This is a genomic window from Mycobacterium sp., assembly GCF_035623875.1.
GTDB lineage: Bacteria > Actinomycetota > Actinomycetes > Mycobacteriales > Mycobacteriaceae > Mycobacterium.
Genome location: NZ_DASPSP010000280.1, coordinates 1 through 16,857, shown reverse-complemented (window position 1 = coordinate 16,857; position 16,857 = coordinate 1). Strand labels below are relative to the sequence as shown.

General features: G+C 65.2%; 17 protein-coding genes and 1 pseudogene. 8 read left to right on the top strand and 10 right to left on the bottom strand.

The window, feature by feature from the left end; translation table 11 throughout:
- The 4 genes from VEI45_RS22650 to VEI45_RS22635 all read right to left on the bottom strand — a co-directional run.
- On the bottom strand, positions 1-1,092 hold a 1,092-nt coding region (locus VEI45_RS22650; protein WP_324856768.1), incomplete at its 3' end, for an alpha/beta hydrolase.
- Entirely contained in the window at positions 1,089-1,643 is a 555-nt protein-coding gene (locus tag VEI45_RS22645; RefSeq protein WP_324856767.1) for a hypothetical protein, read from the bottom strand. The genes VEI45_RS22650 and VEI45_RS22645, both read right to left, overlap by 4 nt.
- 1 nt (position 1,644) lies before the next feature.
- Entirely contained in the window at positions 1,645-2,883 is a 1,239-nt protein-coding gene (locus VEI45_RS22640) for a molybdopterin-dependent oxidoreductase (protein WP_324856766.1), read from the bottom strand.
- A 6-nt stretch (positions 2,884-2,889) separates the two neighbouring features.
- On the bottom strand, positions 2,890-3,030 hold the full coding sequence (locus VEI45_RS22635; RefSeq protein WP_324856765.1) for a hypothetical protein: 141 nt from the start codon (positions 3,028-3,030) through the stop codon (positions 2,890-2,892).
- Between the two features lie 106 nt (positions 3,031-3,136).
- Between VEI45_RS22635 and VEI45_RS22630 the strand changes: the two genes are divergently transcribed.
- Genes VEI45_RS22630 through VEI45_RS22615 form a run of 4 tightly spaced genes read left to right on the top strand, consistent with a single transcriptional unit; the run spans position 3,137 to position 6,896 of the window.
- Positions 3,137-4,030, top strand: coding sequence for an alpha/beta hydrolase (locus VEI45_RS22630; protein ID WP_324856764.1), 894 nt, complete (start codon positions 3,137-3,139; stop codon positions 4,028-4,030).
- A 9-nt stretch (positions 4,031-4,039) separates the two neighbouring features.
- Positions 4,040-5,164, top strand: coding sequence for an acyl-CoA dehydrogenase family protein (locus tag VEI45_RS22625; protein ID WP_324856763.1), 1,125 nt, complete (start codon positions 4,040-4,042; stop codon positions 5,162-5,164).
- Positions 5,165-5,176: 12 nt separating this feature from the next.
- Positions 5,177-6,379, top strand: a complete 1,203-nt coding sequence (locus tag VEI45_RS22620) for an acyl-CoA dehydrogenase family protein (protein ID WP_324856762.1) — start codon at positions 5,177-5,179, stop codon at positions 6,377-6,379.
- Between the two features lie 28 nt (positions 6,380-6,407).
- On the top strand, positions 6,408-6,896 hold the full coding sequence (locus VEI45_RS22615; protein ID WP_414687564.1) for a hypothetical protein: 489 nt from the start codon (positions 6,408-6,410) through the stop codon (positions 6,894-6,896).
- A gap of 1 nt (position 6,897) precedes the next feature.
- On the opposite strand, the gene VEI45_RS22610 is transcribed toward VEI45_RS22615, so the two are convergent.
- The 3 genes from VEI45_RS22610 to VEI45_RS22600 are packed head-to-tail and all read right to left on the bottom strand — an operon-like array spanning position 6,898 to position 10,399.
- The gene (locus tag VEI45_RS22610) at positions 6,898-8,199 is read right to left on the bottom strand and encodes an amidohydrolase family protein (RefSeq protein ID WP_324856760.1); all 1,302 of its coding nucleotides are present in this window, start codon (positions 8,197-8,199) and stop codon (positions 6,898-6,900) included.
- Positions 8,193-9,389, bottom strand: coding sequence for a CoA transferase (locus VEI45_RS22605; RefSeq protein ID WP_324856759.1), 1,197 nt, complete (start codon positions 9,387-9,389; stop codon positions 8,193-8,195). The genes VEI45_RS22610 and VEI45_RS22605 overlap by 7 nt, the downstream gene beginning before the upstream one ends.
- 23 nt (positions 9,390-9,412) lie before the next feature.
- Entirely contained in the window at positions 9,413-10,399 is a 987-nt protein-coding gene (locus tag VEI45_RS22600; RefSeq protein ID WP_324856758.1) for a MaoC family dehydratase, read from the bottom strand.
- Positions 10,400-10,434: 35 nt separating this feature from the next.
- Between VEI45_RS22600 and VEI45_RS22595 the strand changes: the two are divergent.
- A pseudogene (locus tag VEI45_RS22595) lies at positions 10,435-11,070 on the top strand (acyl-CoA dehydrogenase family protein).
- Positions 11,071-11,077: 7 nt separating this feature from the next.
- On the opposite strand, the gene VEI45_RS22590 reads toward VEI45_RS22595, so the two are convergent.
- Both VEI45_RS22590 and VEI45_RS22585 read right to left on the bottom strand, forming a co-directional pair.
- Positions 11,078-11,686 carry a hypothetical protein gene (locus tag VEI45_RS22590; RefSeq protein WP_324856757.1) on the bottom strand — a complete coding sequence of 203 codons (609 nt, stop codon included), beginning with the start codon at positions 11,684-11,686 and terminating at the stop codon, positions 11,078-11,080.
- Positions 11,671-12,024, bottom strand: coding sequence for a DUF4352 domain-containing protein (locus VEI45_RS22585; RefSeq protein ID WP_324856756.1), 354 nt, complete (start codon positions 12,022-12,024; stop codon positions 11,671-11,673). Before VEI45_RS22585 ends, VEI45_RS22590 begins: the two co-directional genes overlap by 16 nt.
- A 369-nt stretch (positions 12,025-12,393) precedes the next feature.
- Here VEI45_RS22585 and VEI45_RS22580 point away from each other — a divergent pair, with 369 nt between their 5' ends.
- The 3 genes from VEI45_RS22580 (at position 12,394) to VEI45_RS22570 (ending at position 15,985) form a co-directional block, all read left to right on the top strand.
- Complete coding sequence (locus tag VEI45_RS22580) at positions 12,394-12,822, top strand: MmpS family transport accessory protein (RefSeq protein ID WP_324856755.1); 429 nt, start codon at positions 12,394-12,396, stop codon at positions 12,820-12,822.
- A complete protein-coding gene (locus VEI45_RS22575; RefSeq protein ID WP_324856754.1) occupies positions 12,819-15,716 on the top strand; it encodes an MMPL family transporter in 2,898 nt (965 codons plus the stop codon). The genes VEI45_RS22580 and VEI45_RS22575 overlap by 4 nt, the downstream gene beginning before the upstream one ends.
- Positions 15,717-15,862: 146 nt before the next feature.
- On the top strand, positions 15,863-15,985 hold the full coding sequence (locus tag VEI45_RS22570; protein WP_324856753.1) for a hypothetical protein: 123 nt from the start codon (positions 15,863-15,865) through the stop codon (positions 15,983-15,985).
- A gap of 260 nt (positions 15,986-16,245) precedes the next feature.
- Here VEI45_RS22570 and VEI45_RS22565 read toward each other — a convergent pair.
- The coding region (locus VEI45_RS22565) for an enoyl-CoA hydratase/isomerase family protein (RefSeq protein ID WP_324856752.1) at positions 16,246-16,857 on the bottom strand (612 nt) is incomplete at its 5' end.

The window sequence follows — 16,857 nt, the reverse complement described above, 5'->3', positions numbered from 1 at the left end:
CTCCATATAGCTGACCACCGAACGCGAAACCGACCTCAGCCGCTCAACGAAGCTGCGCGCCTGCGCCACCGGTATCACCGTGTCGTTGCTGCCGTGAATCACCAAGAATGGCGGGGCTTCTGGATGTACGCGGGCGATCGGCGAAGCGCTACGGAACACCTCAGGGTGGCGGTCGATCCGGCGCCTGACGACCACCCGTTCCAGGAAATCGACGAAACGGTCGCGCTCGACGGTGGAGCGGTCCTCCCAGTCATAGCGGCCGTAAATTCCCACCACGGCGTCCACCGAGGTGTCCGAGCCGGCCGGCAGCTCGGTCTGCATTTCGGGGTCGTTGCCGGTCAGCCCGGCCAGCGCGGACAAGTGTCCACCAGCCGAACAACCCGCTACCGCAACGAAATTGCGGTCACCGCCGAATTTGTCGACGTTGGCGCGCGCCCACGCGATGGCGGTTTTGACGTCGGTGATGTGCGACGGCCAACGGTGGTGCGGCGCAACCCGATACTGAACCGACAGGCACACCCAGCCCAACTCGGCCAAATGCGACATCAGCGCATAGCCCTGCAGCGCCCGCCCGCCGTGCACCCAGGCGCCGCCGGGCACGAAGATCAGCACCGGCGCCGGCCGGACCGGCAGATCCTTGCGACGCCACACGTCCAGCAGTTGCACCGGGTGCCTGCCGTACCGCACGGACGTGCGATGCAGGTGGCGACGGTGTTGCAGCGCCCGCCACAGTGGCGGGGTGCGCTCCGGCGCCGGCCATTCGATCTCCAGGTCTTTGCCCGACACGATGCCGCGCAGCGCGGCGTCGGAGACGGCCCGGGTCTTGTCACGTTCAGCCCTGCGGATTTCGCCGATACCCGGCGTCAGCCAAGACTTCGCCGATGTGGACACGAAGTCCGGCAGATGCTTGTAGCCCCACACGCCCATCGCGGTCACGCCACCCAACGGCTCCAGGTGCCTGCCCACCACGGGCAGCGAAGCCGTCGCAACGCTTAGTGCCAGCATGTAGTCGCGAGGGCGGGCTCGTAGCAACCACCTCGCCCGGGACACCATGGTCCGTCCGGCGAAGCGGCTCGCCGGTCGTAGCGTCATTCGGGGAGCGTACCCCGCGGGTCCCCCGTCGAACTGGAAACGCGACTGCTTCGCCGGCCGGCAAGCGCCAAACGCAACAAATAGACGATGACACTCGTCGTGAACATGGCGGCGGTAAGCAGCAGCCACCTGCCGAGAAACGGTTGTTGCGTCTGCCCGGTCGCGGCCAGGTAAGTCGGCGCGCCCTGTCTGATGATGCCCGGCAGAAATACCAGCAGGGTCAGCCCCGAGCCGAGAGCCGGCATCCGGAGATAGTTGCGTACCGCTACCGGCAGATGCCGGACCTGTCGTCGTCCGGCCCGGGCCCACAGGATCCGGTCGGCAAGCGCGTAGATCGGGAACAACAGTAGATCGTGGGCGATTACGGCCGCGGCGAACCAGACCGCGATCGACTGCCACCAGTTGTGTGGATTCCACAGGGTCATCGGTTTGACGGTGGCCACGACGTAGCCGAGGAGCGCGAACCCGGCGGCCATGGTCAACAGATGCAAAGGGTGGTCTCCGTAGACCCTGAAGACACCGTGAAAAACGTTGCGCCACCGCGCCGACATCTCAACCTGCCTCGAAGTCGATTGTGGCCACCCATTTGGTGTTGTGTACGCCCGGCAGCGCCGGAACGATGATCCGCGCCGGATAGCCGTGGTCGAGCGTCAGGTCGGCGCCGTTGACGCGTAACGCCAAAAGCGCGTCGGGATGGGCGATCTGATTTGCCTGCAGCCGTGCCTGGCCGAAGGCGCCACCGCGCTCCAGCGACATTACCCGCGCCGATCGCGGCGCCGCGACCCCGGCGAGCCGGGCCAGATCGGCCAGCCGCACCCCGCTCCAGATCTGGGTGGTCGACCAGCCCTCCACACACGCAATCGGCAACCGCGCGGTGTGCTGCGGCATGCCCGCCAACGCGGCGCGGTCCAGTACCACCTCCGCCGTGCCGCCGCGCAGCCTGAGCCGCCACTGCGCGCCGATAATGTGTGGATCGATACCGGCGGCAGCCGCCGTCCTGTTGACTTGGAAGTCGCCGGCACGGCTGCTGCCGCGCGGCAGCAGGAGCGCCGCGGGACGAAGGATTCCGCTGATGGTTTGGCCGGCGGTCAGTATGGCCATCAGCACTGTGCCCGCGCCGACCAACCCCAGGGCACCGCGTCTGCTGATCGTCGGGTCCACCGGATCCACCGACACCAGCCCGTCAGGGTCGGGCGGCTCTGGACGGGTATCTGATGTGCTGGTGCGCAACACTTTCCGAAGTGGCAGCGACCGCAATCCGCTGACCATGCGAGGAATCTTGACCACGATGTGCATAACGAAGCCGGCGATGAACACCCAGGCCCCGAAGTAGTGAGCGGTGTAGAAGCTGAAACCGAAAACGTAGTCGTATTGGATGTTGAGGACGCCGGTGACGATTTCGAAGAGGATTCCGCCGACCAGCATGATCAACGACAACCGCTCCAGCAGTTGGGCGATCGAGGAGACTGGCGGCCACGCGAACAACCGCGGTATCACCGACCACAGCTTGGCCAACACCACCGGGATCAGCACCAGACCAAGTCCGACGTGCACGCCCTGGGTCAGCCGGTACAGCCACGACGGCTCAGTGGGCCAGTCGAAGCCAGGCAGTCTTAGCCAGCCGACGTGACCGGGGATGGCCTGGCCGAGCTGCGGCGCGTAAGCGAGGTAGGAGAGCAGGCCGGTGAGGATGACGGCCGGCAGCGTCACCAACAATACCGACCCCAACACGGACGTCAGCCAGGGCCCCCGCAGCGGGCTGCGCCACCTGAACCGCCTGTCGGGGTTCACAATCGCTCACAATACGGCCATGTCGGCGACAACCCGCTCGCCGATCAGATGGCCACAAGCCAATTCGATCGTCGGCGCGCTGCGCAGCGCTACCACCGCATCATCGAATTCGTTATCGGCGCCACGAGCGCCCAACCACCGGTGCACAGGAAGTATTCGGAGCCCTCCGTCGGGAAGACGGATCCGCGCCCGCACACCACGGTAAAACCAACGCGAGGATCCTCTCGGTTTTCCCGGTCGGCATACTGGACCGATGCCGAGCACCGATTTCCACCCCGATCTGCAGAAAGTCGCCCGCCTTGCGCCACGCGCACTGGTTGGCCCACGGAGCCTGCGCCTCGTCCGGGCGCTGAGCGGCCTGCGACGCAGCAAGACCCCGGACGGCATCGAGGTGCTCACCCTGGGCTCTGGTGTCGGTATGCGGCTGCACCGGCCGATCGGCGTCAGCCAACCCGCAGCCGCGCTGCTGTGGATCCATGGCGGCGGATATGTGATGGGCAGCGCGCAGCAAGACGACGCGCTATGCCATCGCTTCACCCGTGAGCTGGGCATCACCGTTGCATCGGTGGACTACCGGCTGGCGCCCGAGCATCCCTACCCCGCACCCCTGGAAGACTGCTATTCGGCGCTCACCTGGCTGGCCGGCCTGCCCGCAGTCGACCCGGCGCGGGTGGCAATCGGCGGGGCCAGCGCCGGCGGCGGGCTGGCGGCAGCGCTGGCACTGCTGGCCCGCGACCGCGGCGAGATCACCCCGGTGCTGCAGCTGCTGGCCTACCCGATGCTCGACGACCGCAGCGGGGCCGAGCCGAAGAACCCGAACTACCGACTGTGGGGCCCGAAAAGCAACCGCTTCGGCTGGGCGGCATACGTCGGCAATGCCGACCCGCAAGTCGCCGTTCCGGCGCGCCGCGACGACCTGAGCGGGCTGGCGCCGGCATGGATCGGCGTCGGCACCAACGACCTGTTCCATGACGAGGACCTCGCCTACGCCGAGCGCCTCACCGCGGCCGGGGTACCGTGCCACGTCGAGGTGGTTCCCGGAGCTTTCCATGGTTTCGATCTCGTGGTCCCGAAAGCTGCTGTGTCACAGTCGTTTTTCGCTAGCGAGTGCGCGAGCCTGCGCACCGCCCTCGCTTCGAAGACCTGATCGGCCGCTATGCGCACCAGCGCACCGTTCTCAGTAAGCGAAGAGCAGACCGCGCTGCGCGGCGCGGTCGCCGACTTGATGGCGCGACACTCCGGCGAAGCGCAGGTGCGGATGCTGATGGCGACCGATACGGGTCTTGACCCCAAGGTGTGGCACGAACTGGCGGCCATGGGTCTGACCGGACTGCTGATCGGCGAGGGTTATGGCGGCGCCGGTGCGGGCCCAGTGGAAATCGGTATCGCGATGGAAGAGATGGGCCGGGTGCTGCTGGTCAGCCCGTTCCTGTCGACAGCGGTGTTGGTGCCCAGCCTGCTAGCCGAGGCCGGCGACGCAGCCGAATGTGCCGCGGTGCTGCCGCGGATCGCGGCAGGGGAGCTGATCGCCACGGTCGCCTTCGCCGAGGACGACTCGGCTCGGTTGCCAGCGACCATCGCCACGTCTGCGGGTGCCATCGGTGACGCCTGGCACGTCACCGGTTACAAGCATTTCGTGCTCGATGGGCAGTCGGCGGACCTGTTGTACGTGCTGGCCGAAACCGACGCAGGCCCAGCCGTGTTCGCGGTCGACGCCGGTGCTGCCGGCCTGGACCTGACAACGCTGACCACGGTGGACCCGACCCGTAAACTGTGCCGCCTGCAATTCGTCGATACCCCGGCACGTCTGATCGGACGGCTGGGCGCCGGTATCGAGGTGTTCACTGCCGCACTGGACCGCTCGGCTGTGGCATTGCTCAGCGAGCAGGCCGGCGGTGCGCGGCGCGCAGTCGAGATGGCAACGGAGTACGCCAAGACCCGCTACCAGTTCGGCCGAGCGATCGGCAGCTTCCAGGCGGTCAAGCACATGTGCGCCGACATGCTGCTGGAGGCCGAATCGGCGGTGTCGGCGGCACGCTTCGTCGCCGGTTCGTTCGCCGAGCAGACAGCTGCACGCGTCGCGGATCTTGCTCTGGCGCAGGCGTATTGCTCGGACGCTTTCGTCTTCGTCGCGGCGACTAACATCCAGGTACACGGCGGCATCGGATTCACCTGGGAGCATCCGGCGCACCTCTATTTGCGGCGGGCCCGCAGCGACGCCCAGTTGCTGGGCAGCCCGTCGTGGCACCGGGAGCGCTACCTGCGGCAGATTGGGGCCTGAGCCGTGAAGCGCGTGGGCGACGATGCAGAGCGAAGCGATGAGGAGAAGCGGCGCTTGACCGACGACGAACTGCGCAACGAAGTCCGGAATTGGTTGGCGGCCAATTGGACTGCCGACGTCGATCGCGCCAGCTGGGCCCAACGTGTCGTCGACGCGGGATGGGCGGTCCCCAGCTGGGAACCAGAGTGGCATGGCCGCGGTCTTTCGGATGCCCAATCCCGGCTCGTCGCTGCGGAATTCACCGCCGCCGGTGCGCCCGGCTGCGGTCACGACCGCGCGAACCTGTTTGCCTGCACCCTGCACGACGTGGGCACTGACGAGCAGAAGCGACGGTTGATTCCGCCGTCGATACGCGGCGAGAGTAGGTGGTGCCTGCTCTACAGCGAGCCGGGCGCGGGATCTGACCTGGCCGGCCTGCGTACCCGGGCGGAGCGCGACGGCGACGAGTGGGTGATCAACGGGCAGAAAGTGTGGACGTCGTTCGCCAAAACCGCCGACTACGGGATGCTGGTGGCGCGAACCGATTGGGATGTGCCTAAACACCAGGGCATCAGCTTCTTCATGTTTCCGATGCGTCAGCCTGGCGTCGAGATCCGGCCGATCCATCAGATCACCGGCGAGTCGGAGTTCAACGAGGTCTTCATCGAAGATGCCCGGGTGCCCGCTGAGAATTTGGTCGGCGAGTTGAACGCCGGGTGGTCCGTCCTCCAGATCGCGCTCGGGTACGAGCGCCGGTTCATGGGCGATCTGGCCCGCACCGCCAAGGACACCAAGCGGCCCCGACCCGAGAAGGCGAACCTTTTGGTCGAATTGGCGCGGCAAGCCGGCCGACTCGACGACCCCTACATTCGTCAGCAGATCGCGCGGGTTGAGGCGCTGGCCACGGTCAACCGCTGGAACACCCAACGGTCGAAGGCCGCAGTCGATAGAACCGAGGCGGCGATGCTGATGGCGCTGGGAAAGATCGCGATGTCGCGGATCCTGCACGAGACGGCCCGCGTCGAAACCGAAATCGTGGGCGCTGAAGCAATGTTGGCCGGACCGGAGAACCCCGTCGGTGACGCGGTGACGTTCCGGACGATGAACGCCTACTTCACCTCGATCGGCGGTGGGACCGACCAGATTCAACGCAACATCGTCGGCGAGCGTGTGCTGGGCCTGCCGAAAGAGCCTGAGCCGTATCGCAACACACCGTTCCGCGAGCTGCCGCACTGATTCGGCGTGCGGCGACGCGCCCGGGGCGATGCTTGAACTTCGTCAGCGTTGCGCCCATCCTGACACCGTGACCCCTCGCGAAAGGCCGTCGCGCGGGATTCTTGACCCCGTGGCACGCAAGCTACGTCTGCCGTTCGGGACGCCAGAGTTCATCGACCGGATCATCCGCGGAGGCGTAAACCAAGCCGGTCGGCGAACGCTGCAGATCCTGATCACCACGTGGGATACCACCGGCGGCGGACCGTTCGCCGCCAGCGCGATCGCCACGGCGGGCCTGGCCAAGACGGTCGACATCGCGCAGGGTTTGTTCATCGGCCCGGTGTTCGACCCACTACTCGAGGCACTGGGGGCCGACCAAATCACTTTTCGCGCCTCGCTGTGTGCCTCGCAGGTGGTCGGTCTGGGCATCATGCGCTATGGGGTGCGCGTCGAGCCGATCGCCTCCATGGATGTCGACACCCTAGTCGACGCGGTGGCACCCTCGTTGCAGCGCTACCTGGCCGGCGAAATCTCCTGATTCACCCCGCTGTGTAAGCGATTTCGCCGCCGACCACCGTTGCGGCTACCATGCCGGCGTCCAGCTCGGCCAGTGCCGTTTCAGGGGGGACGTTCAGCACGCAGAGGTCCCCCGGCTCTCCCGGTTGCAGGGCACGCGTCCGGGTGGGCTGGTCGGCGCAACCGAAGAACATCGTCAAAGCCGTTCGGGCCGAGACACGTTCGTCGGCGCCCAGCACGGCTCCGGCCCGTGTGGTGCGATGCACCGCCGCCCGCATGGCTGCCCACGGGTCCGGGTGGCCGAACGGCATGTCGGTGGAGAATGCGACTCGCACGTTGGAGCGAAGCAGCGACGCCACCCGCCAGAGTTGGTCGTGCTCGACGGCGGGCACCTCGTCGAGATACTGATCACCACGCTCGGCGACGAAGTTGGGCTGGGTTATCACGGTAACCGCGAGTTCGGCGAGGTCGGTCACGCAGTCCGACGGCGCGACGGCGGCATGTTCGATGCGGTCGTGCGGGTGCGTGCCGGCTTGGCGCAACGCGGCGATCGTCACCAGCAGCTGACCCGCCGTCACGCAGTGGATCGCGACCGGGCCGCCGTCGCGGTGTCGGTCGGCGATCCAGTCTGCGAGCTGCTCGAGGTTCAGGTCGTCGTCGTGCAGGATGCGCTTGCCGGGAGCAAGGCAGTGCACGTGTTGACGCAGTTCGCCGCGCCGCCGCGACTCGGTCAACCGGACGATGTCGCCGATATCGAGATCCGGTGTAGCATCGGTGATTCCGATGACGCCATAGCGGCTCAGCCGATCACTGAGGTGGGCCAGGTTGGTTTCGTTGCGGCTGAGCGCATCCGACCACGAGTCCGCGCTGCGCAGCCGGCCGTCGGGATGCCCGGCCAGGCCGACCCGGGCCAGACCCGCGGAGTTGAGCATCCACAGCACCCCGCTGCGGTGCTGGACTCGCAGCGGAATCGTCGGGACCATGGCGTCGAGTGCCGCTCGGTCCAGCGGCCCGGCAACCGAATCGTGGTACCCGACGGCGCGGATCCAGCCGTCCTCGCCGGCATCGGTATTCGCCAACACGCTGGCCAACGCCCCACGATCGCGTACCTGCGGCGGCCCGACCCGGACCGAGGTCTCGGCCGCCGCCGCGGAGTACAGGTGCACGTGGTGATCGTGCAGTCCGGGAAGCACGGTTCCGCCGGCGGCGTCGAACACGTCCTCGCCGCGTCGCGGGGCCAGCGTGTCGGCCACGTCGTCGATGCGGGCACCCACCCGAAGGTCGACGGTCACTCCGTCCAACGTCAACGCTCGCTGAATCAGCATGGCGCACAGAGTCTCTCGGACACGATATGGCACACCGCGGTGTTGTCGGCGCCCAGCGGCGATGCTGACGGGCTGGGCGACGGCAGCTTGGGAGGCGCGACGGGAGCCTTGGAGGTCGACGACGTCCGCGGCAACGCGGCATATCCCGCGGCGACCTGCGCCATCGACACGTCGATCACCTCGCCGCCGCCGCGGCGCAGCGACTGTCCCACCGCTCGCGCCGCCTCCAGTCCGCTCAACGGGTCGGCGATCGCGTCGCTGCAGAACACCGGTCCTTGCGTACCGGCGCCGACCAGCCCACCCGCGACCGCGGCGTCGTCGCCGAACGCCGAACGGTACGGTTGCCCTCGGTATCCCCTGATGCGCAACCAGATTCGTCCTGCCCGGCCGGGCACGTCGTCGGCGCTCAATCTGCGACGGCGCAGCGCCGCGGGACGGGAGCCCTCGATGACGATGTCGGCGGCGGCTAGCAGCCGGCGCAGTGCGTCGGCGTCGTCATCGAAATCGACGGTGTAGGAGAGCTTTCCGAAGTTCATCCAATCGAAGAAGGCATGCTCACCGCTGCGGGTGCCGTCAGGTCGGCCCGGGCTTTCCACCTTGACGACGACGGCGCCGGCGCGAGCGAGCAACTGCGCGCACAAAGGTCCCGCCCACAGCGACGACAGATCGGCCACTAGCAAGCCGTCCACCCGCCGCGGTCCGGCGGCGTTGCCACACCGTCGCACCACCGGTGGCTCGGCGGAGACTTCCCCCAGCCCCGCTACCGCGATATCCAGCAGCTGGCCGCGGGCAACCACGGCCTCGGTCGAACGCGTTGCCGCCCAATCAGACAGGACTGTCCACGGGTCGTCGGGAACCGTGTCGGTTTCCAGCAGCGCCGGCAGCGCCGCGATGTCATCGGGGCGCGGCAGCGCGATCGCACACCAACCGTCAGCCGTGGCCAGCAGTCGGGTGGCACCGCCCGCTGAAACGCGGCCCCCGCGGGTTAGGCCAAGAATCGCGGCCCGGCCCACCAACATCGTGGCGGCGTCGACCTCGACACCTAACAGCGCTTCGATATCGGCAGCGACCCGGTGAGCCTCGGTCAGCACTGTGGCGCGGGAGAAATCCGACTCGCCGTCGGGTGGTCCGGTCAAATAAGCCAGCCCGCTGCCGGCCCAGTCCTTCACCGCCTGGTCCACACTCACCATTGTGCGCGCCGCCGGGCGGCGGCTTAAAACTGCAGCGCGGTGAAACGCCAGTCCAGCACCTGTCGCGGCTCGGCGTTTGTCTCGGAGACCGCAGAGACCAGCGATCGCAAGCCCAGCACGCCGCCGTTGTCGGTCGGCTCGGCGGAGTCGATGTGCAACTCGCTGTAGAGGGTGTCGCCCTCATAGACCGGGGCGGTGTGGTCGCAGGATCGCCAGCCCAGCACCGTCGCCAAGTTGGGCAACAGTCGACTGGCCTGCGCCAGCGCCAGCCCGATGGTGTGCCCGCCGTAAACCAACCGACGCCCGCCGATGCGTGAATCATGGTGAACCGAGGCGATATTCAGCGTCAGACGGGCTAACTCTGGCGCGCTGCTGACCACGTCGGCACCGCTATGCAACACTGTGCCCGCCAGGTTGGCATCGAAATGCGGTCCGGGAATGCGCTTCCGGTACACGTCGCCGTCCCATTCGTCGACAGCTGATGGCGGCGGGCCCAGATCGGCGCCGACTTTCGACAGATCGTCGGCGTGCTCCGCGTCGTTCGGGCCGGCATCGGGGCTCAGCGGCAGCATGGCGCAGCGGTAGAAGTCGAGGATCAGCCGATCGGCCTGGTCGATGGTGGTCATCCGCAGCGCCACCAACCCAGTGGGCGCCCTGTCCGGCTTGGCCGAGTTCTTCTTCAAGCCCACCACCTCGGTGCGGGTGAACAGGGTGTCACCGATGGCCGGGAATCGGTAGAACACCAGCCCGCGGTAGAACAGGTTGGCTTTGACGTGCTGGGTCACCAGCGTCGACTGACCGATCGCGATGTCGCAGACCAGGCCGGGGTGGGCCAGCGGCGCGGTCGACCCGGTGACCGCCGCCGACAGCTCGGCGTCCAGCGGCAACCGCAACCGGTCGCCGAGGATGCTCTGGTGCACGGCGGCCAGTCCGGGGGTCAGCGTCATCGCGGGCGCGCCGGCGAACACCTGGCCGGTCTGCAGTTCGTCGAAGTAGGGGCCGACGGTCATCGTTGCCGGGCACCCCGCCATGCCAACATGGCCGTATGGGTATGGGGTTGGACGAGGACGAGGCGATGCTGGTTGAGACGGTGCGTCAGTTTGTCGACAGGGAGGTCAAGCCGACGGTTCGTGGGCGCGAGCATGCCAATGAGTATCCCGAAGCGTGGATCGAGCAGTGAAGCGCATCGGTATCTATGGGCTGGCCATCCCCGAGGAGTTCGGCGGCGCCCCGGTGTCGATGCCGTGCTATGTGGAGGTGACGCAGGAGTTGGCGCGGGGCTGGATGAGCCTGGCCGGCGCGATGGACGGGCATACCGTGGCGGCCAAGTTGCTGGGCTTGTTCGGTACCGAAGCGCAGAAGCGGCAGTACTTGCCGCCGATGGCCAGCGGTGAGCTGCGTGGGTGGTCAAGCGGGCGAAGGGTTTTCGCAGATGATGAAGGGCCTGGAGACCGGCCGTATTCAGGTCGCCTCACCCGCGCTGGCCAAGCTGTTCGCCTCCGAAGTGGCGATGGAGATCGCGCTGAACGCGGTGCGCATCCACGGCGGCTATGGGTATTCCACCGAATACGACATCGAGCGCTACTTCCGCGACGCCCCACTGATGATCGTCGGCGAGGGCGCCAACGAAATCCAACGCAACGTCATCGCCGGACAACTAGTGTCCCGGGGCGGCATCTAGGGCACGATCAGCCGTGTGGACAGACCAGCTCGAGCCGGTATTTGCGGCCGACTTGCGCACTTGGCAGAACAGCCCCGATCGCTAGCTCACCGATCACGTGATTCACTGCGGCAACGTAGTCGTCGTGGCGCATTGAGATCACCCGCATGCTTTCATCCCGAACCACGTTCTCCACGACGGGATCGCCGCCGACGCTGTCGATCTCGCGTGTGCCGGTCTTCACCTGATCCGTGATGTCTGACTGGGTCTGGATCAACACAGCGCCGAGAAGTCGGAGCCTGCCAAGGATGAACTCCTGCCCGCCGGTTGCAGTAACGGCAGCCAGCCGCGAGGTGACGTCGGCGATGTTCGGCCACATCCCAATGTCCACTAGGTGATACGGATCGGTGGGCATGCCGCTGTCGCCGACCGGATGCTCACACGGCAACGAGTGCGTCTCCCACAGCCGTACCAGCCCCGGCCCAGACACCGTCGGTGGGGCTGGGAACACCGCGGTCGTGGGATGGTGCGTCGCCCCATGACCGTACTGTGCCCACCCCCCGCAGCCGGTGACCAACGCCGCCGCCGCGGTTATGACGGAGGCCGCAGTGATCAGTCGTGCTAAGGGTTCAGCCACTCGCCGACGTCATGGGAGATGCCCGATGACGGCGCGTATTTGACCTTCACCGGCGTGACGCCCTGCGGAAGCCCGAACACAACGCAGCCGGTTGTGGAGGCGCCGGCCGCGAGAAGGAACCACCCGTCCACGAAGTCCTTGCACTCGGTCACGGTAGCGAAATCCGCCTTGTAGCTCTGGTTGTCCGATCCGACCACCGAGACATCGCTGTTGGTGTTACCCACGATGGTCGACGTTCCGGCATTGGTGATCTTCAGCTTGGTTGCGATATAGGTTTTGGCAGCGTCGCCCCAGCCGTTCGGAACTATCGCCGGGTTGATGACCTGCAGCAGCGTCACCGTGATCTTTTGCTCACCTATGCGCATGAGGTTGAGCGTGTCGCCGACGTGCGCAACCGGTCTCGACGCGGGCGACTGTTGCGTCGGCGGGGAAGCCGCATGTTCGGTCGCTGTGGATGTCTCAGTCGAACAGGATGCAGCCAGCAGAGCGAACGCCGAGAGCGTGACGACGAACCGTCTCATGTGGCCTACCTTGCAGCCGACAACCGCATGCAGCCAACAGAGTCGTCCACTGGCCCGGTCTGGCGCAAACATACCGCGCCGACCACGACCGACGGGAATGGTTTACGTACCTCTGGCGCTCCGTATACGCTGCTAGCGATCCAAAGGTTCCGACGGCCGCGGCAACTGTCAGGGCGGAGGATTCGAGTGACCAGAGCGCTCAAACGGCACTGGGTACCGCTCGTTTTCATAGTGGTGCTGGCTGTTTCGGGCGTGGTCGTCGCACGGCTGCACAAAATATTCGCGTCTGCGGACCTCAACGCCAACTCCGGCGCGGGGGTCGAGATTGTGCAGTTCAACCCGAAGTACATCGGCTATGAGGCCTTCGGCCCGCCCGGGACCACCGCCGATATCAACTACTGGGATGCCGAGGCGAACGTCCACCAGCTCAACGACGTGCCGCTGCCCTGGTCCTACACCGTGGTCACCGTCCTGCCGGCGGTCGAGGCCACCATGATCGTGCAAGGCAACAGCGGCCAAATCGGCTGTCGGATCAAAATCGACAATGAGCTCCTCGACGAACGACGTGCCACCGGCGGCAACGCGCAGACCTTCTGCGTGGTGAAATCCGGATGACGGAGGACACCGACGGGCACGGCAAGCGACCGTTCGTCGCGCACATGCTGCGCGTTTTCGCGGTGCCGGTCATCCTGTTCTGGGTCGCGCTCACGATCATCGTCAACATCTTTGTCCCCCAATTGGAAGTGATTTCCGAGCAACACTCGGTACCACTGGCACCCATGGATGCGCCGTCTATGAAAGCGATGATGCGTGTCGGTGCTAATTTCAAGGAATACAAATCCAACAGCACGGTGATGATGGTCCTGGAGGGCCAGCAAGCGCTTGGCGATGCCGCGCACCACTACTACGACGAGATTTTAAAGAAGCTATATAGCGATCACGAGCATATCGAGCACATCCAGGATTTCTGGAGTGACCGACTGACCGCGGCGGGCGTCCAAAGTCCCGACGCAAAGGCCTCCTACGTCCTGCTGAATCTTGTCGGTAACCAGGGTGAGACGTTCGCCAACGAATCCGTGAATGCGGTCCGGAAGGCGATCGCCGATACACCGGCACCTCCCGGGGTCAAGGCGTATGTCGCCGGACCGGCGGCGCTCACTGCGGATCTGCGCGCAATTGGGGACGCCAGCCTGGTGAAGATCACCCTGTTTACCATCGGGGCGATCGCGATCATGTTGCTTATCGTCTACCGATCGTTCGTCTCCATGCTGATACAGCTTTTCTTGACGCTGCTCGAATTGGCTTGCGCTCGCGGAGTTGTCGCGTTCCTTGGGTATATCAATGTCATGGGGTTGACGACGTTCGCGGTCAATATCATGGTGATGCTGGCGATCGCATCAGGCACCGACTATGGGATATTCCTCATCGGCCGCTATCGAGAGGCGAACCTGGCCGGTCAGGATCCCGTAACCGCCTACTACACAACCGTTCGCAGTGTCACCCCGGTGATCCTGGGTTCGGGGCTGACCATTGCCGGAGCCTCGGCAACTCTCTACTTCACCCGGTTACCTTACTTCCATAGCATGGCGATACCGGTCGCAGTAGGCATGATCGTCGTTGTGGCTGCCGCGCTCACGTTGGGACCGGCTGTGGTCGTGGTGGCCAGCCGTTTCGGGCTGCTGGTGCCGCAAGGCTTGAAGCAAGGCACATTCTGGCGCCGGGTCGGCACCGCCGTGGTGCGGTGGCCCGCGCCGATCATGGTGGGCAGCGGCGCGGTCATCCTGGTCGGCCTCGCCGCCTTGCCGGGGTTCAAGCCTGGTTACGACGACCGCCATTATCTGCCGAAAGATACCCCCGTCAATGTCGGCTACGCCGCCGCAGAAAGGCATTTCACTGCCGCCAGGATGGCCCCCGATATCACGATGGTCGAAGCCACCCATGATATGCGAAATCCGGCGGACATGCTGGTTCTGGATCGGGTTGCGAAAAATATCATGCGAGTTGTCGGCATCGCGATGATACAGGACATTACCCGGCCGTTGGGAATTCCACTTCAGCACAGCTCGGTACCGTTTCAGCTCAGCGCGTCCAACCAGCTGATCATACAGAATATGAAATCGTTGAAAGACAGAGTGAAGGATATAGACACCATATCTCTTCAGCTGGACAGGGATATCGGCCTGATAACTCAGATGTATACCCATCTGGAAGAAATTGACAAGACCACGCACGATCTCGCCGGTGTGACGCAGGACACCACGGCTGTTACCGATGAAATCCGAGACCATTTCGCGGATTTTGACGATTTCTGGAGGCCGATCCGGAGTTACTTCTACTGGGAAAAGCACTGCTTCGACATCCCGATGTGCTGGTCAATCAGAGCGTTATTTGAGTCGCTGGACGGAGTCGACAAGCTGAGCGAAAAACTGCACATGCTCTCGACCGACGTTAACCGCCTGGATTTTCTCCTACCGCAAGTGACCGAGCTGCTGCCGGCGGTAATCGACACCCTGAATATCATGCGTGGGCTAGTGGTCACAGTGCACAGCACGCTCGACGGATTCGTCAACCAATTGGAGGACCTGAGCGATACCCAAATCATGATGGGTCAAAGTTTTGACGACTCCAAGAACGACGATTTCTTCTACCTGCCAGCCGAGGCGTTCGACAACAAAGACTTCCAAACCGGGCTCAGGCTCTTCATGTCGCCGGACGGCAAGTCTGCCCGGTTCTTTGTCACCCATCAGACGTACCCGGCCACGCCTGAGGGGATCAAGCGAGTCGAGCCTGAGCGAACGGCGGCGCAGGAGGCCCTCAAGCAGTCCTCCCTGTCCGACGCAAAGGTGTATGTGGGCGGCATGGCCGCCCTCTACGAGGACATGCGAGACGGTGCCAAATACGACCTGATGATGGCGATCGTGGCATCGCTGACCCTGATCTTTTTGATCATGACCTTGATCACCCAAAGTTTTGTCGCCGCGGTGGTGATTGTCGGCACCGCGTCCAGCTCCATCGCGTCGTCGTTCGGGCTTTCGGTGCTCATTTGGCAGGACGTGCTCGGCCAGCACATCTACTGGGTGACGCTGGTGCTGTCAGTCATCGTGCTGTTGGCGGTCGGGTCCGACTACAACCTACTGCTGGTTTCCCGGTTCGAAGAGGAAATTCACGTTGGACTCAAGACCGGGTACATCCGCGCGATGGCCGGCAGCGGTGGAGTGGTGACGTCCGCGGGCATGGTGTTCGCTTTCACCATGCTCGCGATGCTCGGCAGTGATCTGCGCGCGATCGGAATGTTCGGTACCACCGTCTGTATTGGGCTGCTGCTCGATACGTTTGTGGTGCGCGCGCTTTTCATGCCGTCGATCGCGACCCTGCTGGGTCGCTGGTTCTGGTGGCCGCAGCGGGTAAATCCCCGCGGCCCCAACAAGGTGCGCGGGATCGCGGCCCATGCGCCGTCCAAGGACGAGGACACCGACAAGTTGCCGCTCGGGTCGCAGTCGCAGCAATAACCGGCTTGTCGGCAATCTCAAATGCTCCTGTCGGCGTTGGCCGGCGGGCCGTCGCGGCTGAGCTGTGCTGCCGGTCACACCTTGAGACTGAATCGCCACGGCCGGGCGTTGCCACTCGCAGACGTACCGCGAGATTGGAGGACGCGATGACAGGGCTAATAGTCATGCTTATCGGGATTGCCGTCATGGCTCCCATTGCCAGCCGCGCGCATGCCGGTCTGCTGTGGCTCATCGGTGGAGGGGTCATGATCGCCGCGCTGATCCTCTGACCTCGAACAGCGGTTCATCTTTCAGCCGGATAGCGGGCAGTGTCCCGCCTTAATCCGGGTATACCCGGCGAATTGCGGCCAGCATCGGCAGTCCACCGTCGAACGTTCCCAGATCGGCATGATGGCAAAGCCTAACCATCAAGTCGCCGCGCACAAGTCAGTCAGCAGCATGGCGGCAGACATGGCACCTGAATGACCTGCAGCAAGAGTCGCGCGGAGGGCCCGCACCTTACTGAAAGTGTGCTGCGCAAAGCAGTGAGTCAATGCTCACTTTTCGCATCCGCCAACCCCCACGTCAACGCCGTGTCGACGTCGATGCTACGGCCAGACAGCACCAAATAGGCTGTGCGCCAACGGCCTATCCGCCGTGTCACACTGACCGTGCCACCCGCTCCGGGGATAAGCCCCAGACCCAGCTCGGGCAACCCGAATACCGTGTCGGGCTCGGAGACCACCCGCCCGCAAAACGCTGCCATCTCCAATCCGCTGCCCAGCACTTGGCCGTGAACTTCGGCGCGGCACGCCCGCCCGAGTCGGGCGGTCAGTGCGTCGAGCACCAGCGCCGGGCTGTAGCGGGTGCGGGCCAGATGTGCGCTGGCGGGGTCGCTGAACGTGCCGAACTCATCGAGGTCGCCGCCGCTACAAAACGATGGCCCGTTGCCGGTCAGCACCACCTCGTCGACCGACGGATCGAGTTGCGCGACGGCCAACGCCTCCAGCAGCGCGGCGCGGGCATCGGTGGAGAACGCGTTGTGGCGTTGCGGCCGATTGAACGCGATCCGCAGCGTGTTGCCCTCGCGGTCGGCTTGCACCGGATCGGCGATGTCGGGCAAATGCGCCGGGCCACGGTCGGCCAGCCACCGGGCGAACTC